Annotated in this window: 28 protein-coding genes; 11 read left to right on the top strand and 17 right to left on the bottom strand. The window is 53.4% G+C overall.

Features of this window, described 5'->3' with window-relative positions; genetic code table 11:
- From tnpA to G461_RS0113660, 4 genes are all read left to right on the top strand, one after another.
- The coding region (gene tnpA, locus G461_RS0113645; RefSeq protein ID WP_026972253.1) for an IS200/IS605 family transposase at positions 1 to 247 on the top strand (247 nt) is incomplete at its 5' end.
- 305 nt (positions 248 to 552) lie between these two features.
- Positions 553 to 2,337 (top strand): assimilatory sulfite reductase (NADPH) flavoprotein subunit, encoded by a 1,785-nt coding sequence (locus tag G461_RS0113650; RefSeq protein WP_026972254.1) that lies wholly within the window; start codon positions 553 to 555, stop codon positions 2,335 to 2,337.
- Positions 2,337 to 4,046, top strand: coding sequence for an assimilatory sulfite reductase (NADPH) hemoprotein subunit (cysI, locus tag G461_RS0113655; RefSeq protein ID WP_026972255.1), 1,710 nt, complete (start codon positions 2,337 to 2,339; stop codon positions 4,044 to 4,046). The genes G461_RS0113650 and cysI overlap by 1 nt, the downstream gene beginning before the upstream one ends.
- Complete coding sequence (locus tag G461_RS0113660) at positions 4,039 to 4,791, top strand: phosphoadenylyl-sulfate reductase (protein ID WP_026957784.1); 753 nt, start codon at positions 4,039 to 4,041, stop codon at positions 4,789 to 4,791. Before cysI ends, G461_RS0113660 begins: the two co-directional genes overlap by 8 nt.
- A 26-nt stretch (positions 4,792 to 4,817) precedes the next feature.
- Here G461_RS0113660 and G461_RS0113665 read toward each other — a convergent pair whose 3' ends face one another.
- From G461_RS0113665 to G461_RS0113675, 3 genes are all read right to left on the bottom strand, one after another.
- Positions 4,818 to 5,579, bottom strand: coding sequence for a TIGR03899 family protein (locus G461_RS0113665; RefSeq protein WP_026972256.1), 762 nt, complete (start codon positions 5,577 to 5,579; stop codon positions 4,818 to 4,820).
- Between the two features lie 373 nt (positions 5,580 to 5,952).
- Complete coding sequence (locus tag G461_RS0113670; RefSeq protein WP_051326503.1) at positions 5,953 to 6,858, bottom strand: hypothetical protein; 906 nt, start codon at positions 6,856 to 6,858, stop codon at positions 5,953 to 5,955.
- Positions 6,859 to 6,937: 79 nt separating this feature from the next.
- Positions 6,938 to 7,177 carry a hypothetical protein gene (locus G461_RS0113675; protein ID WP_026972257.1) on the bottom strand — a complete coding sequence of 80 codons (240 nt, stop codon included), beginning with the start codon at positions 7,175 to 7,177 and terminating at the stop codon, positions 6,938 to 6,940.
- Between the two features lie 138 nt (positions 7,178 to 7,315).
- Here G461_RS0113675 and mpl point away from each other — a divergent pair, with 138 nt between their 5' ends.
- Entirely contained in the window at positions 7,316 to 8,671 is a 1,356-nt protein-coding gene (mpl, locus tag G461_RS0113680) for a UDP-N-acetylmuramate:L-alanyl-gamma-D-glutamyl-meso-diaminopimelate ligase (protein ID WP_026972258.1), read from the top strand.
- Positions 8,672 to 8,700: 29 nt separating this feature from the next.
- On the opposite strand, the gene G461_RS0113685 is transcribed toward mpl, so the two are convergent.
- Complete coding sequence (locus tag G461_RS0113685) at positions 8,701 to 9,318, bottom strand: TetR/AcrR family transcriptional regulator (protein WP_026972259.1); 618 nt, start codon at positions 9,316 to 9,318, stop codon at positions 8,701 to 8,703.
- 259 nt (positions 9,319 to 9,577) lie between these two features.
- Between G461_RS0113685 and hpt the strand changes: the two genes are divergently transcribed.
- The 4 genes from hpt (at position 9,578) to trmB (ending at position 12,617) form a co-directional block, all read left to right on the top strand.
- The gene (gene hpt / locus G461_RS0113690; protein ID WP_026957778.1) at positions 9,578 to 10,108 is read left to right on the top strand and encodes a hypoxanthine phosphoribosyltransferase; all 531 of its coding nucleotides are present in this window, start codon (positions 9,578 to 9,580) and stop codon (positions 10,106 to 10,108) included.
- A 154-nt stretch (positions 10,109 to 10,262) separates the two neighbouring features.
- Entirely contained in the window at positions 10,263 to 11,186 is a 924-nt protein-coding gene (locus G461_RS0113695) for an ABC transporter ATP-binding protein (protein ID WP_026972260.1), read from the top strand.
- Positions 11,176 to 11,949, top strand: coding sequence for an ABC transporter permease (locus G461_RS0113700; RefSeq protein ID WP_026972261.1), 774 nt, complete (start codon positions 11,176 to 11,178; stop codon positions 11,947 to 11,949). Before G461_RS0113695 ends, G461_RS0113700 begins: the two co-directional genes overlap by 11 nt.
- Positions 11,949 to 12,617, top strand: coding sequence for a tRNA (guanine(46)-N(7))-methyltransferase TrmB (gene trmB / locus G461_RS0113705; protein ID WP_026972262.1), 669 nt, complete (start codon positions 11,949 to 11,951; stop codon positions 12,615 to 12,617). Before G461_RS0113700 ends, trmB begins: the two co-directional genes overlap by 1 nt.
- A 33-nt stretch (positions 12,618 to 12,650) precedes the next feature.
- Here the strand turns inward: trmB and G461_RS0113710 are convergent, their stop codons facing one another.
- The 10 genes from G461_RS0113710 to dksA form a co-directional block, all read right to left on the bottom strand.
- The gene (locus tag G461_RS0113710; protein WP_026972263.1) at positions 12,651 to 13,472 is read right to left on the bottom strand and encodes a nitrate- and nitrite sensing domain-containing protein; all 822 of its coding nucleotides are present in this window, start codon (positions 13,470 to 13,472) and stop codon (positions 12,651 to 12,653) included.
- On the bottom strand, positions 13,473 to 14,465 hold the full coding sequence (locus tag G461_RS0113715) for a methyl-accepting chemotaxis protein (protein ID WP_026972264.1): 993 nt from the start codon (positions 14,463 to 14,465) through the stop codon (positions 13,473 to 13,475).
- 100 nt (positions 14,466 to 14,565) lie between these two features.
- Positions 14,566 to 14,922 (bottom strand): hypothetical protein, encoded by a 357-nt coding sequence (locus tag G461_RS24270; RefSeq protein ID WP_035480324.1) that lies wholly within the window; start codon positions 14,920 to 14,922, stop codon positions 14,566 to 14,568.
- Positions 14,923 to 15,124: 202 nt separating this feature from the next.
- A complete protein-coding gene (panD, locus tag G461_RS0113730) occupies positions 15,125 to 15,505 on the bottom strand; it encodes an aspartate 1-decarboxylase (protein ID WP_026972266.1) in 381 nt (126 codons plus the stop codon).
- A gap of 31 nt (positions 15,506 to 15,536) precedes the next feature.
- The gene (gene panC / locus G461_RS0113735; protein ID WP_026972267.1) at positions 15,537 to 16,397 is read right to left on the bottom strand and encodes a pantoate--beta-alanine ligase; all 861 of its coding nucleotides are present in this window, start codon (positions 16,395 to 16,397) and stop codon (positions 15,537 to 15,539) included.
- 2 nt (positions 16,398 to 16,399) lie between these two features.
- A complete protein-coding gene (gene panB / locus G461_RS0113740; RefSeq protein ID WP_026972268.1) occupies positions 16,400 to 17,194 on the bottom strand; it encodes a 3-methyl-2-oxobutanoate hydroxymethyltransferase in 795 nt (264 codons plus the stop codon).
- Between the two features lie 32 nt (positions 17,195 to 17,226).
- The gene (gene folK, locus G461_RS0113745) at positions 17,227 to 17,733 is read right to left on the bottom strand and encodes a 2-amino-4-hydroxy-6-hydroxymethyldihydropteridine diphosphokinase (protein WP_026957768.1); all 507 of its coding nucleotides are present in this window, start codon (positions 17,731 to 17,733) and stop codon (positions 17,227 to 17,229) included.
- A 1-nt stretch (position 17,734) separates the two neighbouring features.
- Complete coding sequence (gene pcnB, locus G461_RS0113750) at positions 17,735 to 19,078, bottom strand: polynucleotide adenylyltransferase PcnB (protein ID WP_051333572.1); 1,344 nt, start codon at positions 19,076 to 19,078, stop codon at positions 17,735 to 17,737.
- Positions 19,079 to 19,191: 113 nt separating this feature from the next.
- Positions 19,192 to 20,076, bottom strand: a complete 885-nt coding sequence (gluQRS, locus tag G461_RS0113755; protein ID WP_026972270.1) for a tRNA glutamyl-Q(34) synthetase GluQRS — start codon at positions 20,074 to 20,076, stop codon at positions 19,192 to 19,194.
- A 35-nt stretch (positions 20,077 to 20,111) separates the two neighbouring features.
- Entirely contained in the window at positions 20,112 to 20,558 is a 447-nt protein-coding gene (gene dksA / locus G461_RS0113760; protein ID WP_026972271.1) for an RNA polymerase-binding protein DksA, read from the bottom strand.
- 358 nt (positions 20,559 to 20,916) lie between these two features.
- Here dksA and G461_RS0113765 point away from each other — a divergent pair, with 358 nt between their 5' ends.
- On the top strand, positions 20,917 to 21,270 hold the full coding sequence (locus tag G461_RS0113765) for a DNA polymerase III subunit psi (protein WP_157360320.1): 354 nt from the start codon (positions 20,917 to 20,919) through the stop codon (positions 21,268 to 21,270).
- Positions 21,258 to 21,713, top strand: coding sequence for a ribosomal protein S18-alanine N-acetyltransferase (gene rimI / locus G461_RS0113770; protein WP_026972273.1), 456 nt, complete (start codon positions 21,258 to 21,260; stop codon positions 21,711 to 21,713). The genes G461_RS0113765 and rimI overlap by 13 nt, the downstream gene beginning before the upstream one ends.
- Before the next feature lie 25 nt (positions 21,714 to 21,738).
- Here rimI and G461_RS0113775 read toward each other — a convergent pair whose 3' ends face one another.
- The 3 genes from G461_RS0113775 to G461_RS25585 all read right to left on the bottom strand — a co-directional run bounded on the left by G461_RS0113775 (position 21,739) and on the right by G461_RS25585 (position 26,008).
- Positions 21,739 to 23,061, bottom strand: coding sequence for a MipA/OmpV family protein (locus tag G461_RS0113775; protein WP_026972274.1), 1,323 nt, complete (start codon positions 23,059 to 23,061; stop codon positions 21,739 to 21,741).
- A gap of 13 nt (positions 23,062 to 23,074) precedes the next feature.
- Positions 23,075 to 23,611: a thioredoxin family protein gene (locus tag G461_RS0113780; RefSeq protein WP_169727258.1), complete on the bottom strand. Its 537-nt coding sequence runs from the start codon at positions 23,609 to 23,611 to the stop codon at positions 23,075 to 23,077.
- 147 nt (positions 23,612 to 23,758) lie between these two features.
- A complete protein-coding gene (locus tag G461_RS25585; protein WP_051333574.1) occupies positions 23,759 to 26,008 on the bottom strand; it encodes an endo-1,4-beta-xylanase in 2,250 nt (749 codons plus the stop codon).
- Positions 26,009 to 26,380: the final 372 nt, after the last annotated feature.

Below are 26,380 nucleotides of genomic sequence, written 5' to 3' on the forward strand. Positions count from 1 at the left end.
CTTGATTGTAAAGGTTCCGCCAAAGCTGAGTGTTTCCAAGCTGATGGGGGCGCTAAAAGGGAAGATAGCTCTGAAGCTATTCAACAAGTTTCCGTACTTGAGGAAGAACAAGCTTTGGGGCAACCACTTTTGGCAGCGAGGGTATTTCGTAGATACTGTGGGTATTAACGAAGAAATCATACGCCGATATGTAAGACATCAAGAGAAAGTTGAGCGTCAAGAGCAAGGTGAGTTGGCGCTGCACTAGACAAAGGCCCCCTTCGAGGGGGCTCATTCAAAGCCACCTTCTTTAGAAGGTGGATATTTACACCCAAAGCGATAGCCGCTCCATGCTAAGCGGGAGTAGTCGAATGAGGCCCTTCTCTTTCACACCTACTCTATATTTATCAAGGTCACGTAGCACTTTCTCCATCGCTTCTTCAATCTTCGCTTCTTACCCGAATTAGTGATCGAAATATATTCCCATCGGTTATAAAACAGCCCGTTTTATTCTTTATTCCGCCCTATATCACTTGGTTAAACTAGGGCTAATTTCATTCTGGGACCGAAACCATGTTGTTAAAGGATCTATCACCGTTAGCCAGTCCGTTGAGCGAGCCTCAGCTCAAGGCACTGCAACAGGCCACCGCCGAACTTAGCCCAGCGCAAGCTGCTTGGGTAAGTGGTTATCTCTATGGCGTTTCTCAAAATACCGATGTGGCAGTGCAGCCTGCAGCAGCGCCAGCTTCCAAACTGACAATTCTCTATGCCTCACAGACCGGTAACGCCAAGGGCGTGGCCGAAGAGCTACTTGATAGCGCTCAGCAACAAGGCATCAGTGCAGAATTGTTTAACGTAGCTGACTACAAGCCGAAGAACCTTAAGCAAGAGACTCACTTGCTGATTGTGTCTAGTACCAACGGCGAGGGTGAGCCACCCGATGACGCACTGGCCTTCCACGAGTTCCTGGCATCTAAGAAAGCCCCTAAACTGCCGAACTTGAAATACAGCGTGCTGGCCTTGGGTGACTCCAGCTATGAGTTTTTCTGCCAAACAGGTAAAGACTTTGATGAGCGCTTGGCAGCCTTAGGCGCCGAGTGTGTGGTGCCGCGTGTCGACTGTGATGTGGATTACGATGATGACGCAGCCGCTTGGGGTAAGAGCGCGCTAGCTAAAGTGCAGGAGACCTTAGAGCAGGCCTCTGCCTCCGTGGTAACGCTGCCGGTCGCTGGTGCTAGCAGCCATAACTTTAGCAAGAAGAATCCGTTGGAAGCTGAGCTGGGCCTTTCACAGAAGATTACCGGTCGTGATTCGGCTAAAGATGTGCGCCACGTAGAAATCGACTTGGGTGATTCTGGGTTGACCTACCAGCCGGGTGATGCACTGGGTGTGTGGTTTGACAATGACCCTGCCTTGGTTGCACAGATCCTGCAGCGTTTGGAGTTAGACGGTGCCAGCGAAGTGAGTGTCGGTGAAGAGACCTTGTCTTTGGAGCAAGCGCTGATTACTAAACTAGAGCTGACCCAAACCCCGGGTAACTTTGTGGAGTTCTGGGCTGAACTGTCAGGCAGCAAAAAGCTACAGAAGATCTGCGCCGATAAAGATGCGCTGCGTGAGTATGCCGCCAATCATCAGGTGATTGATGTATTGCTGGAGAAGAAGGCCAAGCTGGACCCTCAACAGCTGGTGGATGCGCTGCGCAAACTGAGCCCTCGCCTCTACTCGATTGCCTCTAGCCAAAGCGAAGTGGACAGCGAGGTTCACCTCACCGTGGGGGTGGTGCGCTATCAACAGGGCGAGCAGGACCGTTTAGGCGGTGCCTCGGGCTTCTTGGCCGAGCGTGCTGAAGATGCTGCAAACGTGCGAGTGTTCGTTGAGCACAACGACAACTTCCGCCTACCCGCTGACTCTAACACGCCAGTTATTATGATCGGTCCAGGAACAGGTATCGCTCCGTTTCGCGCCTTTATGCAAGAGCGAGATGCCCAGGATGCAGAGGGTGACAACTGGCTGTTCTTCGGCGACCAAACCTTCACCCAAGACTTCCTCTATCAGGTGGAGTGGCAGAGCTATCTGAAATCCGGCCTGCTGACGCGCTTGGATGTGGCGTTCTCACGTGACCAAGCCGAGAAGATATACGTGCAAGACCGCCTACGCGAGCAAGGTGAAGAGCTGTTTGCCTGGCTGGAGCGTGGCGCTCACCTATACATTTGTGGTGATGCCAACCGCATGGCCAAAGATGTGCATCAAGCGCTGCTAGAGATCATCGCCGAGTATGGCAAGCAGAGCATCGAGCAGGCAGAAGAGTATTTGAAATCATTGCGCACCGCGAAGCGCTATCAGAAGGATGTGTATTAATGAGCGCGAACAAATTAATCGTTGAAGGCAAGTTGGCTGATAACGAGCGGCTTAAATCTGAGAGCAACTTCTTGCGCGGTACCATCGAACAAGACTTGCAAGGCCGGATTACCGGTGGCTTCACCGCCGACAACTTCCAGCTGATCCGCTTCCACGGTATGTACCAGCAGGATGACCGAGATATCCGCGCCGAGCGAGCTAAGCAAAAACTAGAACCGCTGCACAACGTGATGCTGCGGGCACGTATGCCCGGTGGCATTATCACTCCTAAGCAGTGGCTGGCCATCGACAAGTTTGCCGATGACAAGACCATGTATGGTTCGATCCGTCTGACTACCCGTCAGACCTTCCAGTTCCATGGTGTGCTTAAGCCGAACATCAAGCTGATGCACCAGACTCTGAATAGCATCGGTATCGACTCTATCGCCACTGCCGGCGACGTAAACCGTAACGTGCTGTGCACCAGCAACCCGGTGGAGAGCGAGCTGCATCAGGAGGCCTACGAGTGGGCCAAGAAGATCAGCGAGCACTTGCTGCCGAAAACCCGTGCCTATGCCGAGATTTGGCTAGATGGTGAGAAGCTCGAAGGCGGCGATGAAGAGCCGATCCTCGGCTCAACCTATCTGCCACGTAAGTTTAAAACCACGGTGGTCATTCCACCGCAGAATGATGTGGATGTGCACGCCAACGATCTGAACTTCGTTGCGATTGCCGACAACGGCAAGCTGGTGGGCTTTAACGTGTTGGTTGGTGGTGGCCTGGCGATGACCCACGGTGACACCTCTACCTATCCACGCCGTGCCGACGATTTTGGCTTTATCCCGCTGGAACATACCTTGGCTGTGGCCGAGGCAGTGGTAACCACCCAGCGTGATTGGGGTAACCGGGTTAACCGTAAGAATGCCAAGACCAAGTACACCTTGGATCGTGTCGGTATCGACACCTTCAAGCGCGAAGTCGAGAAGCGTGCTGAGGTGGCCTTTGAGGACTCGCGTCCCTATGAGTTTACCGAGCGTGGCGACCGTATCGGCTGGGTGGAAGGTATCGACGGTAAGCACCACCTGACCGTGTTTATCGAAAATGGCCGCCTGCTGGATTACCCCGGCAACCCGCTGAAAACCGGTGTCGCCGAGATCGCCAAGATCCACAAGGGCGACTTCCGCATGACTGCCAACCAAAACCTGGTGATTGCCGGCGTAAGCAAGGCGCAAAAGGCCAAGATCCAAGCCTTGGCAGAGCAGCATGGTCTGATTGACCCAAGCCACAGCGAGCAGCGGGTAAATTCGATGGCTTGTGTGGCCTTCCCAACCTGTCCGCTAGCTATGGCCGAGGCAGAGCGTTATTTGCCTGGGCTGGTTACTGAGGTTGAAGGGTTGCTGGCGAAGCATGATTTAGCCGCAGAAGAGAACATCATCCTGCGTGTGACGGGCTGCCCGAACGGCTGTGGCCGCGCCATGTTGGCCGAGGCTGGGCTGGTCGGTAAAGGCCCGGGCAAGTACAACCTCTACCTGGGTGGTAACCGCGCCGGAACCCGTGTGCCGAAGATGTTCCGTGAGAACATCGGTGAGCAGCAGATCTTGGCGGAATTGGACGAGCTGATCGGCCTATGGGCCAAGCAGCGCGAAGCGGGTGAAGCCTTTGGTGATTACGTTATCCGTGCCGGCATTGTTAAAGAAGTGAAAGTCAGTGTGAGGGACTTTTATGACTAATCTGAATTTGAATGAGCTCCTCCAGCTCTCCCCTGAAGCTCGCGCCGCTGAGCTACAGGATGTAAATCTAGAGCTGGAGAAGATGAGTGCCCAGCAGCGTGTTGAGTGGGCGGTGGAACACCTTCCACCACAGCGGGTGCTGACTTCCAGCTTCGGGATCCAATCCGCGGTGAGCTTGCATCTGTTGACGCAAGCTCAAGCGGACATTCCGGTGGTGTTGACCGATACTGGCTACTTGTTCCCCGAAACCTATCGTTTTATCGATGAGCTGGGGGAGCGATTAACTCTGAACCTGAAGGTTTATCGTTCGTCGATGTCTCCGGCCTGGCAGGAGGCTCGCTTTGGCAAGCTTTGGGAGGAAGGTGTAGATGGCATCAAACGCTACAACCAACTGAACAAGGTTGAGCCGATGCGCCGCGCGTTTGATGAGCTGGGCGTGCAGACTTGGTTTACAGGTTTGCGTCGCTCGCAATCGAGCTCGCGCGCTCAGTTGCCAGTACTTCAGGTGCAAAACGGCGCGTTCAAGGTACTGCCGATCGTCGACTGGTCGAACAAAGATGTGCACTACTACCTGAAAGAGTTCGATCTGCCTTACCACCCCTTATGGGAGCAAGGTTATGTGTCGGTGGGTGATGTGCAAACCTCGCAGCCGCTGCAGCTCGGCATGAGTGAAGAGGAAACCCGCTTCTTTGGCCTAACCCGCGAATGCGGTATTCATGAAGAGATGGGAGGAAGCGGTATCTAATACCGCTTCATTTCCGACTTGGCGGGCTAGTTCATTTCGAAGAAGTGCTCTAGCAGGCCAAGCAGCTGGTGGCAGTATCCGTTATCAGCTTGGTCGCCAATCAGTTTGGCCAGCTCATCGCCCATTGGCGTGAAACGGTAGTAAGTTACCCGGCAGCCTTTGCTATGCGGACGCATGGCGTGGCTGCGGCCATTGATGCTCAAATAGGTTGCCTGACTTGAGTTGGGGCGAAACTCCAGCTCTCTATCGTAGATTAGGCCGAGCTCGGCCAGATGCAGAATATGGTGGTAGGGCAGACGAAACTGGCCCAGGTTGAGCTTTTCCACCTTTGGCCTCACCCAGCCAATTGCTGCAGGCGGTCGCATCACCCCGGTCACAATCTTACGGTTTAGTTCCCCTCCAACCTGACAGGTCATCTCACAGGCATGTTGAAACCACTGAGCTTCGCGTTGGGTCATCTGTTTGAGCGTCTGCATCGCCTTGACCGAGAAGCTACCGGGTTGGCGCAGCTCTTCCGACCAGATATTGGCCCATAGCTGCTGCATGGCAGGTACTTGGGTCTTAGAGGCTAAGCGCAAAAACTCGGTCATCCAGTCGGCATCGGGCTCGTTACCAATCTCCTGGTCGCTGGCTTGTTTCATTGCCAAGGCGCTGATGCGCTCAAGGTTTTGCTGCTCGCGGGCATGCTCCAGCTTTTCACGATACTCTGCGCGCTGAGCAAAGCTGGAGTGTGGCTTCGATTCTTGCAGCAAGGCGTCAATCCCGCGTTTGTGGGCAACTTCTTGCAACTGTTGTTTAACGTTTATCCTTCGCTTCTTACTGCTAGTTGTATTGGGCGTTTTCGCCATTGAGTTAGTCCCCTAAAGAGTCATTTACCGTTGCTTGTCGCAGCTGTTTGCTTGCTTTTTGTATTTAAAATGTTAACTTAAGGTTAAGAGAAACGCTGGGGGTTATTGTGTTCCGACGAATCAAGCTGTGGACTCGGCGCCACAAGTCTCTTACGGTCCTTATGGGTCTCTACATTGCAAGCTTATTGTTATTGATGTCAATGTTTGACTGAGTTTTTCCCCTTGAAAAGCCGGTTCGACCCAGTGAATCCAAGGTAAAAACACAAAGAGGCGCAAAGCGCCTCTTTTTTTATCGGCTTAACGGCCCGCGCCATTAGTATAAAGCGTCACTCACCAGCTTGGTTTTACTCAACAGGGCTTGTTGGATCTGCTCATGGGGGCCTGAGATCACCGTATGCGGCCGCTCGTCGATGATAACCGTTACGCCCTCAATCCCACTGCTGGCGTCGATGGTTAGCCAAGCCGGCGACACGCTGCCGATACTTCCCTCCGGATAGAGCATATGCATGGTATAGCCCGGTGCCATGCGGCTCATTAGTACTGCCAGCAATAAGGCACGCTCATCGCTATCGGCAGAGTTACTGGTGAGCACATTCAAGGGGCTGGCAAAATCGTGGCGGGTCTCTTCACGCTCGGGGATGTTACCGAGCCAAGCCTTAGCGTTCTCCAAGGAGTAACTCGGCCCAAGTGGCGAGTGCAGTTGCTGCGCTAGCCCGCCTAAACGGCCTCTGTTTAGGTAGAACAGCTGTGAGTAGTTTGGGCGAACACAGGGCAATGCGGCATGGTCTGGGTGTTGGCAAGGTTTCACAATCAGGTGTCGATAAGCATCTTGCTTGTACTGCTCATAGGCATCCCACATCATCATCGCTGCAGGGTCGTTCAGATCGACGGTGTCTTTTCTTAACGCTTCCACCAAGTGTTCCTGCGAGACCTGCTGATGACGTCGAATCATCTTGACCGCATAGTTTAGGCGGGGGGTAAGGTAAGTGCTGAGAGCTTGAACGGGGTAGGCGAGGCTGAAGCTGACTTTAATCCGCTCTTGTTCGGCCTCGGTTCGCATGTCTTGGTTGATCTCTATCTGGGACTGCCGGAGAGCACCCCGGTTGTCAGTCCAACTCCAATTGCCTTGAAAGGGCAAGGTTTGCTCTTGCTCGCTCATGGCCATCGCAGACGGTACCAGCCAAAGGCTGACGAGTACACTACACACTCTCGCTAACATAGACACCTCATTCTCACACTACGTCTACGTTAACGAATAGCAGTAATTATTATGTTTAACTAAAAAAGTTAATAAATTGTTACAGGCAGTTGCCGTTTTGGAAGCTTTCAACCTGAGGATCGGCACAGGCCGAGCAGGCGTTGCCGTACTCTTTCATCTCACCATCTACAACTGCGCAGACTGGCGCATATTCCATGGTGCAGATCTCCGGTCTGGGCTCTTCACAGTAGCCATCGCTGGCAAGCTGAGGGTCGTTGTTGGCTTGGCTGCAAGCAAACAACGCGGAACTTAGCGCAAGGCTGAGAATTGTTCTATACATGGGCTGTCTCGCTGTTTAGTGGATTGAATTGAGCAACTACTGATTATGGGAAGTATATCGCTAAGTGGCTCATTTCTCTCGTTAACAGGCCTCAATGTTTTGCTATCCTAGGCGCATAATTGATTCTGAGTAAGCAGTATGCACATCCATATTCTCGGTATTTGCGGCACCTTTATGGGCGGTTTGGCAATGCTGGCAAAGCAGGCGGGCCATCGTGTGACCGGCTGTGATGAAAATGTTTATCCGCCCATGAGTACTCAACTTGAGTCGCTGGGCATTGAACTCATCCAAGGTTTTGACCCCGCTCAGCTCGAGCCGGCCCCAGATCTGGTGGTTATCGGTAATGCCATGAGCCGCGGCAATCGTTGTGTCGAGTATGTCTTGAATCGCGGGCTGGAATACTGCTCCGGGCCGGAGTGGCTTAAGCGACATATTCTACCGCAGCGCTGGGTGCTAGCGGTTGCCGGGACTCATGGGAAGACCTCCACAGCAAGCATGCTGGCATGGATCCTCGAAGATAACGGACTAGCGCCGGGCTTCTTGATTGGCGGGGTGCCACAGAACTTTGGCGTGTCAGCCCGCAATGGCGATACGCCATTTTTCGTGGTGGAAGCCGATGAGTATGACAGTGCGTTCTTCGATAAGCGCTCGAAGTTTGTGCACTACCAACCGCGCACCTTGGTGCTTAATAACCTCGAGTTCGACCATGCGGATATCTTCGATAGCCTGAAAGATATTCAGCGTCAGTTTCATCACTTGGTTCGAATTGTGCCGGAAAGCGGCAGGATCATCTCCGATGGCGACTGCGAAGCACTCGAGCAGGTGCTGGCAATGGGGTGCTGGACGGAGTGTGAGTATCGCGGTAAGGAGTGGTCCTGGGAGGCCGTAGTCCCCTCATGCCAGCAGTTTAAGGTTCTCCTTAACTCTGAGCTGCAGGGAACCGTTGATTGGGCGCTTATCGGCGAACACAACGTGCAGAACGCCATTGTGGCGATTGCTGCAGCGCGGCATGTTGGGGTTAAGCCGGAGCATGCCGTTGATAGCCTGAGCCGCTTTATCCCACCGAAACGACGTATGGAGCTGTTGGCTCAAGTGGATAGCGTATCGGTGTACGATGATTTTGCACACCACCCCAGCGCCATTGAGACAACCTTGCAAGGGCTACGCGCTAAAGTGGGTAGCGACAAAATCATTGCGGTGCTAGAGGCGCGCTCCAACACCATGAAGATGGGGGTTCACCAAGACCGACTGGCGGCAAGCTTAGCGCTGGCTGATGAGTGCTTGTTGTATCAAGGCAAAGAGCCTGCGGGGATGCATGCGATTGCAGAGCAACTGCCTAATGCTAAAGTGAGTGAAACGGTTGATGAGCTGCTTAATACTTTGCTGGACAACGAGTTGGCAGAGCCTTGTCATATTGTGATTATGAGTAACGGTGGCTTTGCCGGACTGCATCGCCGTTTAGTGGATGCCTTAAAACAAAAAAGCCCTAAATAGGGCTTTTTTCATGGCTAGTCGGATATCGACTAGTGTGCAGGTGGGCGCAGCAGCGACTGTACGTAGTCGCCCAAGAAGTCGAGAACTTCCTGTTTGGCTGGCTTATCTGGACGGTTGCTCATTTGCACGCCCAAGTAGATAGCACCGTTAATGGCTTGGGCGGCCTGCAGCGCGTTAAGCGAGCTGCTGATCTCGCCCTTGTCGAAGCCTTGCTGTAGTACATCGCCGATTTGCTTGTTGATCTTACCGGAGATGTCGCTAAAGCGTGGCCATACGTCTTCACGAACAGAAGAACTCCACTCCAGCCAGATGCGGATAACATCAGGTTGGTCGTAGGTCATATCGAGCAGCGCTGACAGGTGGTTTTGCACCGCCTGCATGGCACTGTCGCTATCTGCATAGGCAGCTTCAACGAGCTGTTGCATGGTCTGCTCTACTTCAGAGAGCACTGCATCAACTAAGTCCTCGCGGGTGTTGAAATAGTTAAAAACTGTTGCCACAGACACGGTGGCGAGCTCTGCTATTTCAGCATGACCAGCTCGACCAATACCGCGGCGGGCAAATACTTCGATGGCGCATTCCATCAATTGCTTACGTCTGACTTCTGGTGAGAGTCGGGTGCGACGTCTAATAGTACTTGTTTGCATATGTTACTCTCGTGCTTGCTACCAATTTCGTTCCAAGGGCGCCTACTTTTTAAGATAAATATAATCTAAAATGTGCCGATTAACTGCTGAAGGCACGCTAGTCTACGCCTTTGTTAGAGAATCATAGAGTAAGTGCAAAGAAATTTGTAGGTTATTGATATAAATATCTAATGTCAAAGTAGATATATTTAATGATATCAATAGTTTGTATTCTCATTACCAGCTATTACTGACACATTAAGAGCCATAGGTCGATTACATGAAACACCGTATTGAAGAGATGATCAGCGAGCAAGTTATTGCTGAGCGTATCGTACAGTTGGGTAAAGAAATAACTGAAAAATATCAGTCTGATAGAAAGCTCGTGCTAATAGGCTTGCTGCGTGGTTCCTGCATCTTCTTGTCCGACCTGGCGCGCCGAATCGAGCGTAACTTAACCTTGGATTTTATGACAGTATCGAGTTACGGAAGCGCTATGGAAAGTTCCAGAGATGTGCGGGTGCTCAAAGATCTGGATGATGACATCAAAGATTGTGACATCATTATCGTTGAAGACATCATTGATACGGGCAATACCCTCAGCAAGGTTCGCGAGATGCTGAGCCTGCGTGAGCCGCATAGCGTAGAGATCTGCACCTTGCTGGACAAGCCTTCTCGTCGTGAAGTGGAGGTGCCGGTTGATTATGTGGGCTTCTCTATCCCTGATGAATTCGTGGTGGGCTACGGACTGGATTACGATCAGATCTATCGTAACCTGCCTTATATCGGTAAAGTGATTCCACTGGATTAAGTATCTATCCCCGTGATATTTCCGGGTATTGCTCTCTTAAGCTAGTCGAAAAGCAAGTTGGGATGCATCGATACCCAGGCATGGAAATAACGGGATTGCTGTTCAATTGAAAAAGTGACCTGTCTGGGTCACTTTTTGTTTTAGCGGGTTTGTTATGTACGCGTTGGAAATATCGGGTTTACAAAAAACCTATAGCGGAGGCGTGGAAGCGCTTAAAGGCTTTGATTTAAAAGTGGAAAAGGGCGATTTCTTCGCTCTGCTCGGGCCAAATGGTGCCGGTAAGTCCACGAGCATCGGCATCATCACCTCTTTGGTGAATAAAACCGAAGGCAGTGTGCATATCTTCGGTCATGATATCGACCAAGAGCTGGAGCTTGCCAAGGCGCAAGTGGGGCTGGTGCCGCAGGAGTTTAACTTCAACCAGTTCGAGACGGTGTTGCAGATTGTCGTCAATCAAGCCGGCTACTACGGCGTACCTCGCTCAGTCGCCTTGCAGCGCGCCGAAAAATACCTAGGGCAGCTAGATCTGTGGGAGAAGAGCAACAGCCGCGCCCGTGAGCTCTCCGGCGGTATGAAGCGTCGGCTTATGATTGCTCGTGCGCTGATGCACGAGCCGCAACTGTTGATCCTCGATGAGCCGACTGCGGGTGTCGATATCGAACTGCGGCGCTCCATGTGGCAGTTCCTCACCCAGCTTAACCAGCAGGGGATCACCATTATTCTGACTACCCACTATCTGGAAGAAGCCGAGATGCTATGCCGTAACATCGGCATCATCGATAAGGGCGAGCTGATCGAGCACACCTCGATGAAGCAGCTGCTATCCAAGCTCAACATTGAAACCTTTATCTTTGATCTACCAGCGGGTTCGCACATCGATAGCTTGGCAGGCTTTACCTGCCGAATGGTGGATGATCATACCTTAGAGGTGGATGTGGCTAAGAGCCAGGGCTTGAATGCGGTGTTCCAGGAACTGGACAAGCAGGGCATTACAGTGCTGAGTATGCGTAACAAGGCTAACCGCTTAGAAGAGTTGTTTGTAGAACTGGTGAGCGAGGGGCGTAACCGTGAATCTTAGTGTTTATCGAATTGCTCTGAAGAGCATTATCAGCAAAGAAATTATCCGCTTTACCCGCATCTGGGTGCAAACCTTGGTGCCGCCAGCGATCACCATGAGCCTCTATTTTGTCATCTTCGGCAACCTGATCGGCTCGCGCATCGGCGAGATGGGCGGCTACAGCTATATGGAGTTTATTGTTCCCGGCCTGATTATGATGTCGGTAATCACCAACTCTTACAGTAATGTAGCGTCCTCGTTCTTTAGCTGTAAGTTCCAACGCAATATCGAAGAGCTGCTGGTGGCGCCGGTCCCCAACTACATCATCATCGCGGGCTTTGTCGGTGGCGGTGTGGCGCGTGGGCTGCTGGTGGGGCTGATTGTCAGTCTGGTTTCGCTGTTCTTTGTGCCGCTGCAACTACACAACGTATTGGTGATTGCACTTACTGTGTTTCTCACCTCGGTGCTGTTTGCGCTAGGCGGTCTGATTAACGCCATCTACGCCGATACCTTTGATGATATCAGCATCATTCCTACCTTTGTGTTGACCCCGCTGACTTACTTGGGCGGTGTTTTTTACTCGCTAACGCTGTTGGGCGATTTTTGGCAGGCGCTGTCGAAGGTTAATCCCATCGTGTATATGGTGAATGCCTTCCGTTATGGCTTCTTGGGGATCTCTGATGTTTCGTTGCTGACCAGCTATTCGATGATCTCAGCATTTATTGTTGGCCTGTATTTGTGGGCGCTTTACCTGATTAAGACCGGCTATGGGCTGCGCAGCTAATGGATGCCTGCTCTAGAAACGTTGAATCGAACCAAACCGGCCTGCATGAACGTCTTGATGAGGTGGTGCAGCGCCACCTTGCGCATCGTTTCCTTAAGCCCTATCAGGAGCACTCATTAGCCGCATTCAAACAATTGGAGAAGCAGGTTGAGCGCGCCGGTAAGCCGCTGATCTTTGATTCCTGTTGTGGGGTGGGGGCGAGCACTGCCCAGCTGGCGGAGCTGCACCCCGAGGCACTGGTGATTGGTATGGACAAGTCAGAGCATCGGCTGTCGCGACACCACGCTCACACCCCTACCGAGGGTGAGAACTATCTGCTGTTGCGGGTAAACCTCAACGACTTATGGCGTTTGGCGGAAGAGGCGGGGTGGGCACTGAGCCACCACTATCTGCTCTATCCCAATCCCTGGCCGAAGTCGGTACATCTGCAACGCCGTTGGCACGGTAGCGCAGTCTTTCCCTCGCTATTGGCACTGGGTGGCCAGCTGCAATTGCGTAGTAATTGGCCCCTGTACCTGCAAGAGTTTGCCCGAGCGCTTGAGCTAGCAGGCCACGGTTCTTCGTTGCAGCAGATCAATCCCGAGCGGCCAATCACCCCATTCGAAGAGAAGTATCAGGCCAGTGGCCAGCCACTTTGGCGACTGGACAGCGACCTGGGCTCTGCTTGAAGTAAGCGCTAAAGAGCGGCCAACCCGGCCGCTTTAGGCCTCTCGGCTTAGGTGCTCGATACCTGCGTCAAAGACCTGATAGATTGCGTCCAACACCTCTGTGGCCTGACGGAAGTACTCCTGAACCGAGATACTGGGCGTTTCTGTCTTGATAAGATCCTGCTCGATGGTTTGTTGCAGGCGCGCTAGCGAGTCCCAGCGCAGCTGCTTTTCGGGCAGCAACCAATAGCTGTATTGGTCGAGGGTGGCCGGGTCGGTCTCGGCAATCTTCTGATGCAGAAACGATAGCCGGATCCGCTCAACGCTGCTGCTATGGCCCGCCGAGGCCAAGCCGCTTCCCAACGCCCGCGCCTGACCGATCGATTCGGCAGTCAGCAATAGCTCGTGCCACAGAAAACTGACCGACAGTCCCTGTCCATCTAGGCTGTTTATCTCAAACTCGATGGCGATATCCTCCGCGAAGTACAGCAGGTTGCGGATCATCAAGCTGTGCTGGGTGATGTTGTTCTCCAAGGTGTTGCTCTGCCAAGAAGCATGTAAGCGCTGCCAGTGCTGCAGATAGCTTTGCCAGCGTGTCTGCTTGGCGATATAGGCATGGTCGTTGAGCCGGGTTTGCCAGCTACGCAGCTCCTGTTGTAGGCGCTGTAGGTCGCTCAGCGCCTGCTGGTTGCCTTTGAGATAGGAAGAGCTGAGCCCACGGTGCTGCTGCTGACGGACCACTAACTCTTTCAGCTGACTGAGTAATGCCAAGCCGCTGCGGCGAGTTTGGCGTAAACGCCGTTTGGCTATGTAGCGAGATGCGAGCACCGCGAGAGCCATTGCGGCTAATACCCCAAGGGGTAAGTAAAGGTTCATCTAGGCCTCCGTCTGACTTAGTTGACGAAGATGCTGGGCGATGTCGGCGCTTTGCTCGGCGCTGGCCATATTGGCGCGGGCGGCATCGGCGACCTCGCTGATATGTTCGGCCAGCGAGTGAGTAGCCAACTTCTGCTGGCTGCTGGCAACGCTGATCTGTTCAAGCTGCTGCTGCAGCAGTTGGTTGATTTGCTGGATCTCGCCATGTAGCTGGTGGCTGTGTTGGATCTTTTGTTGTAACTCACAAACCTGTTGGTCGAGCTCGCTAAAACGCGCCACCGTAGCATCAAGCTGTTTGGTTTGGGCGTTGATGTGCGAACCGATCTGATCGGCAGCTTGATGGCAGTGCTGGGCCAACTCTCGAACCTCTTGTGCGACGATGGCAAAGCCCCGGCCATGGTCACCGGCGCGGGCCGCTTCGATGGAGGCGTTTAACGATAGCAGGTTGGTTTGCTTCGCCAGATCGAGGATGGTCTCGGTGAAGCTGTTAATGCTAGAAGATTGTTGGCTTAGCTGACGCAGTTGTTGACGCGTCTGCTGGCTGCTCTCCAGCAGCACATGGGTGGCCCGATAGGCTTGGTCGCTGGCATTGCTGCCGCGCTCAGCAATGGAGAGCGCCTGTTGGCTTTCGCTGGCCACTTGTTCGATGTTGCGCGCCACTTCCGACTGACACTCGCTCATCTCCAGCACCGCGGCTGATGAGCTATCACTGGCTTGGGACTGTTGTAAGGTGCCACTGGCTACCTGCTCTGCATGCTTGCTGAGTTCGCGGGCGCAGTGGCTCATCTCGCTCAGTGCATCAGCCTGCTCCTCGAGGCTACGCTGTAGCTCGGTGTCGGCGAGCGCGGGTCTGGGGGTGAGAGGCGTGCTGCGGGAGGCGAGCCATAAATAGGCGAGCCCTGGCAACATCACTAAGGTGAGTGGCTGGCTGAGGCTGAGCAACACTGAGCCAAGCACAAGCGCCAACAACACCGGGTAATAAAATCGAGACATACTGCTCCTTGCTGTCTTGTCACATCCTGTGTTGCCCATATCGGTGATATGAGCATCAATAAGAGACTAGCAAGCACCATTCCGCTTTGAGCAAATAAGACTATGAAGTTTGCATTTGTAGGCTGGCACGAATCAGTCGGCGATGGCGCAAGCTGGCTTCTGGCAGGCTGTCACAGTGTTTTAAGGCCTGCCACTCGTGGGCGAACAGGTGCAGAGGGCTGGCACCATGGTGGGCGTGTAGGGCGATGACTCGTTCGTCGATCTGTTCTTGTAGCCCTTCGAGGCGGGCGAGGTGAAAAAGGTCGTGCCTTAGATACTGCATGTGCAGTCGCCAGTGACGGCGTAGCATTGGCTCTAGCTGCTTGAGTTGGCTCTGTAGTGGGGCATTACCGGGGTCGACGCCAGTAACCACATAATCGCCGCTAAGCGCTGAAAAAAGAGGGATATACCACTTCACCTGAGACAACCTGGATCGAGCTAAAGCTAAGTACTGGCAAACAAAATGCCAAAGTTGCGGGTTAACTCGCTAAGGAAAATCTCGATGTTTGGCAGAAAGGCAAAATAAAAAACCAAGTGCATGGTTGACACTTGGTTTTTTCAAAAGATTCCTTGGTGGCGATAACAAGGAATGTTTGTCTTGCACTGATTTGGTGCGAAACTTAGGCCAGTTGCACCGGAATGTCTTTGCTGGTGCGTACGATGTTGTTGTGCTGATCGAGATACACCAAAGAAGGCTTATGTGCCTGGGCTTGCTCAGCACCCATGCCCACGTAGGCACAGATGATTACCCGATCGCCCACTGCTGCCTGACGAGCGGCCGCGCCATTTACCGAAATGATTTTTGAGCCGCGCTCACCGGCGATGGCATAGGTAGAGAAGCGGGCGCCATTCTCGATGTTGTAGATATCGATCTTCTCGTACTCGAGGATACCGGCCGCGTCCAGCATGTCTTGGTCGATGGCGCATGAACCTTCATAGTTAAGTTCGGCATGGGTCACGCGTGCTTGGTGAAGTTTGCCCTTAAGCATGGTGGTTTGCATGGTTGATTCTCCTTTATAAACGGTTGCCGGCTCAGGCCTGGCTGTTGTGCTGGGGCAGTGCCACCACAAGGTTATCAATAAGTCTTACGTCGCCCAGAAAGGCTGCCATCAAGATGACGGCGCGCTTAGACGACGGGCTAAGTGGGGCCAGGGTATCGGCATCGACGATATCGATACCGTCACAGCGAAATCCCTGTTGGTTGAGCTGCTGCTCGCCCCAGGCAATACTTTGCTCAATCTCTGCTAGCTGAACGCGCTCGGCGAGTTGGCGCATGATCCGGGCAAGCTTGGGCGCGAGAGCTCGCTGCTGCTCGCTCAGGCGGTTGTTGCGTGAACTCATTGCCAGACCAGATGCTTCGCGCACCGTAGGCAGGCCGACAATCTCGATGGGCAGCAACAGGTCGCGGGTGAACTTACGGATCAGTGCCAGCTGTTGGTAATCTTTTTCGCCAAACACCGCCACATCGGGCTGTACCAGGTTAAACAGTTTGGTGACCACGGTGGCAACACCGGTAAAGTGGCCCGGGCGCATGGCGCCTTCTAGCACATCATGGAGTCCGGTGACTTCTACCCGGGTCTCGCTCTCCAGCCCGTTTGGATACATCACCTCTGGGGTTGGGGTAAATACCAGCGCAACACCCGCTTGCTCCAGCGCCGCTAAGTCTTGCTCGAGGGTACGCGGATAACTTTCCAGATCGCTGGCGTTGTTAAACTGCATCGGGTTAACGAAGATAGAAACAGCCACCTGATCGGCTAACTTCTGAGCCTTACTCACCAGCGCCAAATGGCCATCGTGCAAGTTGCCCATGGTTGGCACAAAGCCAAGGCTACCGGCCTGCTTAAGCTCAGCTATCGCTGGGCGTAGCTGTTCAATAGAAGTAATGACTTTCATGACTAGTTGAAGCTGTGCTCTGCTGCTGGGAACTCACCGCTGGCCACCTGCTCGATGTAGCGGCTGACGGCGCTGCGGATGTCTCCGGTTTCGCTAAGGAAGTTCTTGGAAAACTTCGGGATGTGGCCTTTGGTGATACCGAAGGCGTCATGCATCACCAAGATCTGGCCATCGGTAACATTGCCGGCGCCAATGCCGATCACGGGGATCTGCAAGGCATCGGTAATACGCTTGGCCAACTCGGTGGGGATGCACTCCAGCACCAATAGCTGCACGCCTGCGGCCTCAAGCTCGATAGCATGTTTGAGCATCTCGTCGGCTTGCTCAGGCTCGCGGCCCTGTACCTTAAAGCCGCCGAACAGGTGTACCGATTGTGGCGTCAGCCCGAGGTGACCGCACACCGGGATACCGCGCTCCACCAAGCCGCGAATAGTCGGGGTTAGCCAGTCGCCGCCTTCTACTTTGACCATTTGCGCGCCCGCTTGCATCAGCTTGGCGGCATTCTCGTAGGCTTGTTCGGTGGTGGCATAGCTCATAAACGGCATGTCGGCGACAATCAGCGCCTTATCTGAGCCGTTGGCGACGCTGCGAGTATGGTAGGCCACGTGCTCAACGGTCACCGCGACGGTGTCGTCATTACCTTGCAGTACCATTCCCATGGAGTCGCCGATTAGCAGCATATGCATGCCTGCCTGATCAAACAGCGCAGCAAAGCTGGCGTCATAGGCGGTGATACAAGAAAACTTGTCTCCCTGCTGTTTCATTTGCTTCAGCTGGGCGGCAGTAATTCGTGTCATGTTAATAACCTTAGGGTCTAGCCCTCTGATTGTTAATGTGTTCCCACCCACTCCATTGGGCGTTTAGCGATGTGCAGGCCATTATTATCGATGGCGGCGGCGAGATCCTTGACCGCTCGGCCATCTGGCAGATGTAGCTCTGGGGCGATTTCAACGAGGGGTAATAATACAAACTCTCGCTGAGTCATACCAGTGTGGGGAACTTGCAGCCGTTCGCTGCTAAGTACCTGATCGCCGTACAGCAGGATATCCAGATCTAAGGTGCGTTCTCCCCAGCGGCGCAAGCGCTGGCGCCCCTGTTGTTGCTCGATGGCTTGTAGGGCATCGAGCAGGGCTTCGGGGGAGAGTGAGGTCTCCAGCGCCACGACTGCATTCAGGTAGTCGGGTTGATCCTGAGGACCCATTGGGCGGCTGCGGTACAGCGAAGACACCGCGCTAAGTGTCCATAGCGGTGACTCGCTCAGGGTGTGGCGAGCCAATAACGCCTGCTTAAGCGGATCGCCCAGGTTGGTACCCAGGCCGATATAGCAGATAGGCATATTAGTCCTGGCTAGCGCTTGGTTTGCGTGGCTTACGGCGGCGCTTGCGCGGGCCATTGCCTTTGTTGAGTTGGCGCAGCATGTTGGAGCGGCCGGGTTCGTTGCTCTGTTGCCATAGCTGCCACCATTCCACCAGTTTGGTCTGCTCTGGGTCTTCGCTGGCTTGCGCGCGCAGCTCCAGGAAGTCATAGGCGGCGCGGAAGCGCGGGTGACCGAAGGTGGCAAAGGCACGTTTGCCGTGGCGGCGGCTCAGGCGCGACTGTAGCTGCCAGATCTCGCGAACACCAGTGGTGAAGCGACGTGGGATCGCCACGCTCTTACACTGTTGGTCTAGCACCCAGCCCATGGCCATGACCATGGCATCGTGCTCGCCCAGCGACAGTTCAATCAGTAGCTCTTCTTTCTTCTGCTGTACCAATGGCCATAGCAGCGCGGCGAAGATAAACGCAGGCGTCACCTTCTGGTCGTTGTTGACCCGGCGATCGGTGCTGGCCAGCGCCGCCAGAATAAAGCGTACATCTGGGTCCCGTTCATCCATCTCTTGCAGTAGAGGCTTGAGTAGCGGGAACAGTGAAAATAGCAATTGCGTTTGCTGCAGCATCTTGAAGGTGTCGACGCCGTGGCCTGCCATAAATAGCTTGAGGCACTCCTCGAACAGGCGTGCAGCTGGAATATCTTTGAGCAGGTGGGCCAACTGCGGGATCGGGTCGCCACAGCTTGGCGCAATCTCGAAGTCCAGTTTTACCGCAAAACGCACGGCGCGCAGCATCCGTACCGGATCTTCGCGGTAGCGGGTTTCTGGGTCACCAATTAACTGCAGACGACGGGCTTCAATGTCGTCGATGCCGCCGGCAAAGTCGACGACCGAGAAGTCGGCAATGTTGTAGTACAGGGCGTTCACGGTAAAGTCGCGGCGCTCAGCATCTTCGTCGATGCCGCCATAGACGTTGTCGCGCAGTAGCATGCCTTCGTCGCTTTGCTTGGCGTGCTTGTCGGGCGCTTCGACGTGGTGGCCACGGAAGGTGGCAACCTCGATGATATCGCGGCCAAACAGGATATGTGCCAGACGGAATCGGCGGCCAACTAAGCGGCAGTTACGGAACAGCTTCTGGATTTGCTCAGGAGTAGCATTGGTGGCGATGTCGAAGTCTTTCGGGTGCTTGCCCAACAGAAGATCGCGTACACCACCGCCTACTAGATAGGCCTCGTAGCCAGATTTGTGTAGGCGATACAGCACCTTCAGCGCATTTTCGCTAATGTCCTGGCGGGAGATATTGTGCTGATCGCGTCCAATCACCTGCTTTTCAAGGCGAATTTCCGATTCTGTTGCTTGCGGCTTAATCATGCGCTTAATGCCCTTGGCGATGCGACTTAAAATGGTTGCCCCCTGAAAAAATACTACATCTTGGCTAAAAATAAGGCGCTAATATAGCGAGTTTCAGCAGAAATACAACTGTGTCAGAGTGAGTGCATCTCACTATGGGGAATGCGTTGCCAATCCCAGTGTTCGACAGCTAACTGCAGCAGTTGCTCACAGCTTAGCTCAAGCCACTGCGGATCGCTGTGTTGGCCCAGGTATTTCAAGCTTTGCAGCAGCAGTTGTTGTGGCTGTGCATCGGAGATAGATGGGGCGTGGTTTTGCTTGCTGAGCTTGTTGCCATGTTCATCGAGGATCAATGGCAGATGCAGGTAACTGGGAAGCGATTGGCCCAAGCAGTGATAGATGTAGATCTGTCGTCCGGTTGGCTCAATCAGATCGGCACCACGGACTACCTCGGTCACCCCTTGGTCGATATCGTCTAATACCACCGCCAGATTGTAGGCGAACAGGCCATCGCGGCGTTTTACGATAAAGTCTTCTTCGGCTAACGCTTGAGGGATGCTGATGGTGCCATTTAGGCAGTCATCAAACTGGTAGACTGCGGCGTCGGTTTTCAGGCGCAACGCGGCATTATCGGCACCCAGCATTAAGCGTCGACAAGTCCCGGGGTAATAGCCACCGGCGGCTTTGATCTGCTTGCGGGTGCATTGGCAGTAATAGGCCAGCCCTTGCTGCTGCCAATGTTCCAGCTGAGCTTGATAGTGTTCGCTCTGCTGACTTTGATAGCGCACCTCGCCATCCCAATACAGGCCGTAGTGCTCTAGTTGTTTGAGGATCAGTGATGCTGCACCGGGTTGCTCACGCGGTGGATCGATATCTTCTATACGCACCAGCCATTGGCCGTTACTGGCACGCGCCTGCAGATAACTGCCGAGGGCAGCTACCAATGAGCCAAGGTGGAGTGGACCGGAAGGAGAGGGGGCGAAGCGCCCTACGTAGCGACGACGCATTTGTTGAGACATATAAAAAGCAAGGGCCACTTGCGTGGCCCCTTCGACTAACCGACGAGTTGTTTCTCTTTAATCTCTGCAAGGGTCTTGCAGTCGATACAGAGGTCGGCGGTGGGTCGTGCTTCCAGTCGACGAATCCCGATTTCTACACCGCAGGCATCACAGAAGCCGAAATCGTCTTCTTCGATCTTCACCAAGGTCTTTTCGATCTTCTTGATAAGCTTGCGCTCACGGTCGCGGGTACGCAGTTCCAAGCTGAACTCTTCTTCTTGAGCGGCTCGGTCAACGGGGTCGGGGAAGTTAGCTGCTTCATCCTTCATGTGGGTTACGGTGCGGTCGACTTCCTCACGCAATTGATTGCGCCACGCATCGAGAATGGTACGGAAATGATTCATCTGATCATCATTCATGTACTCCTCGCCCGGCTTCTCCTGATAAGGTTCAACCCCTGCGATGGACAGTACACCTAGTGTTTTCTTTTTGCCTTGTGGCATACCTTTCTCCCAAATTCCATACTGCCGACTGTTCCGACAGTCGAGGATAATAGGCGGCTATCTATAGCAGAAAGAATCAGTACTCGCAAATCCTTATGCTGCTTTTGCCAAGCCCGCCCAAGCCTGCTTAAAAGCTATACGCAGATATACGCAAAATGTAAGTCAACGGTTTCCCTTTGAAAGGGTAAGGTTAATTAACAACACACTCATTTTGCAGCAGCATAGTTTATTGCTTAACGTCTCGTTTACAAGTTTTTTGTGGACTAATCGAACAAAAAACTGTCGGGTGCTTAGCTCCATTTGGCGACATTATTTGCTACTATCTGCCCGTTTTTAGTTACTTTAGTGATTCTTTCCCGTGATATCCCGGCAAGCTCAAGACTACCTCAAGGCCATGAATATCGACGTTTGGCTCGAACGTCGCCCCGCGCAATTATGCCCTGATGTGCCGCTGGTGGTGCTCAGTGACGCGCCACTCAATGCGCGTCAGCAGCAGCTTGCTGATCGCTTGACGGTGGTATTAGGCGGCGCGGAGAAGGCGACAGTAATGGCGCCTGCGCGGCTGTCGAAGGACTTTTCGGGGTGGGTGCTAAGCGTTGATTCTGCGCTGGGAGCGGATACCGGGCCCAAGCTGTTGTGCGCGTCTGTGGACGAGATGCTGGAGCAGGTTGAGGCCAAGCGCCGGGTGTGGGCGCAGCTATGTCAGAGCTAGTGTTCGAGCCCTTAGCGGCTGAGCAGCTAGCTGCGATTGCGCGTATCGAGCAACTTGCCCATGCCTTTCCCTGGTCGCACAGTCTGCTGCAGGGCAGCTTTGGTCGGCTTTACCACAACACCGGGCTATGGCGTGGTCAGCAGTTGCTCGGCTACTCCATCGTGCGCGAGGTGGCAGGCGAGGCGGAACTGCTCAATCTGGCGGTCGACCCCGATGTTCAGGGTTTAGGGCTGGGTAAGCAGCTAATGAGCAGGCTGATCGCGGATGCTGAAGCGCTAAACTGGCAGCTAATGTGCCTCGAGGTCAGAGAGTCCAACCTGCGGGCAATCAACCTCTATAACCAGTTCGAGTTTGTTGAGGTGGAGCGGCGCAAGGCCTACTACCCGAGCGAGCAAGGGCGGGAAGATGCCATCGTTATGTTTCGGCACTTTCCCGCTGAGTAGGTAACGTATCAGGGCTGGTTAGGCATTACCAATGCCACTGTAGATGGAAGCCATGGTAATTACTGCCACCTTTGATCCGCCCGAACATCGCAGAGCTCTCAAAGATTGCGGAGCGGTGGTGGATGTTATAACCAAACCATGCGTTTTCCCACTGTGGCTTTCTAAACAGGTCGCCAACGTTGAGGTCGAGAGAGAAATCCAGGTAGTTCATAAACTTACTCCCTTTGTAACCCTTATCTTCCATCTCGGTATCTTCGATATAGGTCAGGCTAGAGATGTAGGACAGGCCCTCACCGGCACCAAAGCGCACCCGCACTGGGGTGTTAAAGGTGTAATAGCCTTTAAAGGCGAACACATACTCGGTCTTGCTGCTTTGATCCGATGAGCCGTAGTGAAAGGCAAACGCAGTATGCAGATACACCTCAATCGGCAAGCTTAGTAAGGTGTCGCTCAGCTTATGACCGTAGGCGATGGAGGTAAGCTGGTTGCTGTTATGCTCCCAGTCAAACTCAAGGATCTCGCTTAGGTTGGAAGGGGTTCCCCAGTTATGGGCAACCCGTAGATAGCCGCTGGGCAAACTCGCGTTGCCCTTTTTTAGCTCGCTGCCGAAAAAGGCAAAGCCCACATAGGACTCAAATTGGCCACTCTTGTCGATAGTATCCAGGCCGCGGGTGTTTGAGCCGAATACGCTGGCACCTACGTCCCCCACTAAATAGAGCTCTTGCCACAGGTGGTAACGGCCGCTCAAACCCACCTTCCAGTCGATGTCAGCCTTAGCATCGATATCGGTGGCCTCACTTAAGCCATAGTAGTAGCTATTAAAGCGGCTGGTTTTAAGCTTGGCGCTGGCATAGGGGGTTAGCTGCCAACCATTGCCTCGGTAGTAACGGCTAAGCTCGAGGTTGCTCTGAAAGCGACTTTCCAGATCGGTCAGCAGGTCGGCTTTGAAAAAGGTATCGTCGTCAAAGCGCCAGGTCCACTTTAGGCCGGTGTCCAGCCCGTCTTTGCGTATCGCATTCTGTAAATCTTTCGGAATATCGAAGAAGCGATAGCGGCCCATCAACGCCACGCTGGAGTTATCGCCCTTCCACAGATATGCACCGAGCTCGGTGCCGTCCATATAGACGTGCTCGCCGTGGTAGTAAAACATAGGCACAAAATCGTTCACAAACTCCGAGTCGTGTACCCCGGGTACTAGATCCTCGGTGATGTTAAAGGGGATGGTGGCACTGCGGAACGACATCGCGACCCCCCAGTCTCCCGGCTCGGTTTCCAGATAGGCGGCATGTGCGGAGGTAGCGGCGAAAGCACTGCACAATAGCAGCATTGAAAGTCGGCAATTAAGCATTGGCGTATCTGGACTATTCTGACGGTGGCTGAAGGGCGCGTATTTTGGCACGCTCCAAGGCGAGACGGAAGCTGGTTTCGGAAAGAGGCATGAAATTCCCCTTTTCCAGATGTTGCTCCATGGGTACCCAAATCTGTTGGGTGGCCAACACTAAGAAGGTCGACACCGCATAGTCTGGGTCGTTGAGTACAAACAGCGAGGGGTAGGTATACATACCAAACTGGTCAGCAAAGCGTTCATGGCGGCGATCGGTATCCATGTTGATCTGCACCTTGATGTACTCACTCAAGGTCGGTTTGAGCGCCGAGTTGTTGAGAAAGTCCTTCTCAAAATCGAGACAGCGCTGACAGGCTTTGCGTCTTACATACAGTAGGATCGGTTGGTTTTCAAAGCGTGAGCGGCTGATAGCTTGATAGTAGCCTTCAAGATCAAACAGCCAGCCATCTTTCGCATGCACGCCGCGGTCTTGGACATGAAAAATAAAGATATAGGCTAAGGCCGCCACCGCCACGCCAATCAGCAGGCAGCTGAGCAGGATTTTCTTGAACACTTCCATGGCCCCTGATGATTATCCCAAATGCAAGCTAATACTCTGTATATCTTAGCAATTTTGCACCGCTTAATAAATGCGCAAAAAAGCGCCCTACCGGAACGGACCAGTAGAGCGCTTGGGTATTGTGACTATTATCGAGAGCGCTTAGCGCACGAAGTCGAGTACTGTTAGCTCTTCACCCAGATAGCCTGCGTTGGTGCCAGGTACTGGGTAGAGCTGAGCACTACGGCCTTTGCTTACGTCATCGGTATCAGCCAAGGCGATGTTAAAGCCGATGCGCTCGCCTGCCAGACTCTCAACTGGTAGCTCAATGGCAAAGCTCATCACGGTGCCATCGTCGTTCCACTTGGCGACGCGTTTGCCCGGGAAGCTGCTGTCTTGGAAGTCTTGACCCACAATGCTGCGTAGCTGCACAAATTGCTCGCCGACTTTCAGGAACACTTCGACATTATCGTTTTCATAGTCATGCTCGTGGTTGGTCACGGTCACATCGTCGTGACGATGTACTACGCCATAGAGCACGTTGCCTTGATAACCTAGCTTCCACGAACCATTCAGGTCACTTTGAGCAGGTGGCGACATATCGCGACGATTTAGTTGGTTGAACACGAACGAGTAGTGGTAGGCGTTCAGCCAATCCTTCGCCTCGTAGCTACCAAACTCGCCAGAAGGGCTGATCTCTGTTGCTTTGAAGGTATAAGGATTCTCGAATGGAACTGCTGAAATTTCTAAGTTCTGCCCCGGGAAGAAGATCTCGGCAAAGTCTTCACCCAAGTAGCCGGAGTTGGTGCCAGTTACCGGATAGAGCTGTGAGCTGCGTTGGCCATGCTCGGTGCCTGCCTTGTCGTTGTCAGCCAGAGCGATATTGAAGCCCCATGTCTTACCCGCCAAGGTATCGACAAAGTTTGGCGTAATCGCAAACTCGAACACCTTACCGTCGTCGTGCCATACGCCTTTCGCTTTTGCATCAAAGCCTTGCGGGCCAAAGTCTTGGCCTACGATGGCGCGATACTGTACAAAGGGCTCGTCTTTGCCCGGACGCAGGAACACCTCAACCGAGTCATTCTCGTAATCCGGCTCTGCGGTGTTCACTGTGATGTTATCTTCGCGCTCAACCCGGCCGTACAGGGTGTTGCCCTTGTACATTAACGCAAACTTGCCTGAGATCTCCTGATCGCTTGGCAAGCGCTGGTCGCGTCCTTCCAGTTGGTTGAATGCAAATGGGTAGTAGGTGGCGTCTGCCCATACGCTAGCATCGTTATTCAGAGATAGCGCTTTAGGTGCCTCTGGAGATACGAAAGCTTGAACATAACGGTTATCGCTTTCAATGCGCACCGGCGGCTGCCATTCAAACTTGCCATCCCGCTTTAGCTCCATTTGTGACTGCACGGCGTGATAGGCAGGCTTCGGCTGATACTCTTTATCCCATAACAGGCCGTGATCCCAGCCATTGAACCAATGAGGGATCCAGCTGTACTTGTCGGTCAGACCCCACGTGGTGAACACGTTCACCGCATCGTAATGCAGCGCCAGTTTCATTAACTCTTCGTACATGCTGGCTTGTTCTGCCAGTGATCTATCGGTCGCTTCACCCTGAATACGGATATCCACTTCAGTGAAGTGATACTCCAGGCCGAGTTCTTCGTGGCGCTCAATGTTGGCGGCAATGTTGGCGGTACGCAGGATATCGCCGCTGATCAGGTGCAGCTGGGTGCCGGCGCCATGAATTGGCACGCCTTGCTCTTGCAGCTGTTTAACTAAGCGGTACGCTGCGTTGGCTTTAGGCGTGGTGCCTTCGGTGCTGTAGTCGTTGTAGTACAGCAGCGCATCCGGGTCGGCTTCGTGGGCCCACTGGAAGGCCTTGGCAATATACTCTTCGCCAATGCCTTTATACCAGATGGTCTCGCGCCAGCCGCCGGCATCATCCAGCGCTTCGTTCACCACATCCCAGTACTTGATACGACCTTTGTAGTGACCAGCAACGGTCTTGACGTGATCTTCGAGGATCTCCAGCAGTTCTTCGCGGGTGAATTCACCTTCTTCTAGCCATGCCGGGTTTTGGATGTGCCACACCAGTGCATGGCCTCGCACTTCCATGCCATTCTTCTCAGCGAACTCAACAAGCTCATCTGCCTTGCTGAAATCGTAAACACCGCGCTCTGGCTGAATGTATTGCCACTTCATCTCGTTTTCAGGCGTTAGCAGGTTGAACTCGGTTTTGAGTACTTCTGCAAACTTCTTCTCGGCGATATGATCGGTCATCATCGCTGAGCCGATCAGTAGCGTGTTTTCGTCGAGGATCTCTCTGAGGGGATCTGCCTGAGCAAAGCTGCTGCTGACGGCTAGCGCCAACAACAGCGGCTTGGCGCCCTTGGGAAAGTGCTTATTTAGCATCCTTAGTCATCCTTATTCTTTATTTTCTTAACCGCTGGGGTTGCGCTCCAGTGGTTTGTGGTTCTTGTATTCGTCGCTGCCATTTACGTTTATTAATTAAAATCAGTGTATTGATGTTGCTGGCAGAACATTGTCTATGGCCCGCTTAGGGCCTCCATTTTCCTTCCTTTGCTGGCTTCACTGTATGTAAAGCAATCACGTTTAAGGATTGTGGAAAGTCACACTGGGCTTACCAAATCTTACTAATGTGAGTGGTGGCAAGCGCTGATGAAAGCTGTATCAAAACCACTTGATAAAGGTGATTTCGCGCGTGCGTTGAGATGGCGAGTTTAGCTCAGTGTCATCATTAAAAACCTTCGCCAACTCATAGGC

It is taken from the genome of Aliagarivorans marinus DSM 23064 (assembly GCF_000429485.1).
Classification (GTDB): domain Bacteria; phylum Pseudomonadota; class Gammaproteobacteria; order Enterobacterales; family Celerinatantimonadaceae; genus Aliagarivorans; species Aliagarivorans marinus.

Coding starts and splice junctions, on each gene's coding strand:
- hpt (WP_026957778.1), top strand. CDS start 9,578: ATGAAACACCGTATTGAAGAGATGATCAGCGAGCAAGTTATTGCTGAG.
- G461_RS0113775 (WP_026972274.1), bottom strand. CDS start 23,061: ATGCTTAATTGCCGACTTTCAATGCTGCTATTGTGCAGTGCTTTCGCC.
- dksA (WP_026972271.1), bottom strand. CDS start 20,558: ATGCCACAAGGCAAAAAGAAAACACTAGGTGTACTGTCCATCGCAGGG.
- mpl (WP_026972258.1), top strand. CDS start 7,316: ATGCACATCCATATTCTCGGTATTTGCGGCACCTTTATGGGCGGTTTG.
- G461_RS0113685 (WP_026972259.1), bottom strand. CDS start 9,318: ATGCAAACAAGTACTATTAGACGTCGCACCCGACTCTCACCAGAAGTC.
- panB (WP_026972268.1), bottom strand. CDS start 17,194: ATGACACGAATTACTGCCGCCCAGCTGAAGCAAATGAAACAGCAGGGA.
- trmB (WP_026972262.1), top strand. CDS start 11,949: ATGGATGCCTGCTCTAGAAACGTTGAATCGAACCAAACCGGCCTGCAT.
- panC (WP_026972267.1), bottom strand. CDS start 16,397: ATGAAAGTCATTACTTCTATTGAACAGCTACGCCCAGCGATAGCTGAG.
- rimI (WP_026972273.1), top strand. CDS start 21,258: ATGTCAGAGCTAGTGTTCGAGCCCTTAGCGGCTGAGCAGCTAGCTGCG.
- G461_RS0113675 (WP_026972257.1), bottom strand. CDS start 7,177: ATGTATAGAACAATTCTCAGCCTTGCGCTAAGTTCCGCGTTGTTTGCT.
- pcnB (WP_051333572.1), bottom strand. CDS start 19,078: ATGATTAAGCCGCAAGCAACAGAATCGGAAATTCGCCTTGAAAAGCAG.
- G461_RS0113695 (WP_026972260.1), top strand. CDS start 10,263: ATGTACGCGTTGGAAATATCGGGTTTACAAAAAACCTATAGCGGAGGC.
- folK (WP_026957768.1), bottom strand. CDS start 17,733: ATGCCTATCTGCTATATCGGCCTGGGTACCAACCTGGGCGATCCGCTT.
- G461_RS0113670 (WP_051326503.1), bottom strand. CDS start 6,858: ATGTTAGCGAGAGTGTGTAGTGTACTCGTCAGCCTTTGGCTGGTACCG.
- G461_RS0113715 (WP_026972264.1), bottom strand. CDS start 14,465: ATGTCTCGATTTTATTACCCGGTGTTGTTGGCGCTTGTGCTTGGCTCA.
- G461_RS25585 (WP_051333574.1), bottom strand. CDS start 26,008: ATGCTAAATAAGCACTTTCCCAAGGGCGCCAAGCCGCTGTTGTTGGCG.
- cysI (WP_026972255.1), top strand. CDS start 2,337: ATGAGCGCGAACAAATTAATCGTTGAAGGCAAGTTGGCTGATAACGAG.
- G461_RS0113710 (WP_026972263.1), bottom strand. CDS start 13,472: ATGAACCTTTACTTACCCCTTGGGGTATTAGCCGCAATGGCTCTCGCG.
- panD (WP_026972266.1), bottom strand. CDS start 15,505: ATGCAAACCACCATGCTTAAGGGCAAACTTCACCAAGCACGCGTGACC.
- G461_RS0113660 (WP_026957784.1), top strand. CDS start 4,039: ATGACTAATCTGAATTTGAATGAGCTCCTCCAGCTCTCCCCTGAAGCT.
- G461_RS0113650 (WP_026972254.1), top strand. CDS start 553: ATGTTGTTAAAGGATCTATCACCGTTAGCCAGTCCGTTGAGCGAGCCT.
- gluQRS (WP_026972270.1), bottom strand. CDS start 20,076: ATGTCTCAACAAATGCGTCGTCGCTACGTAGGGCGCTTCGCCCCCTCT.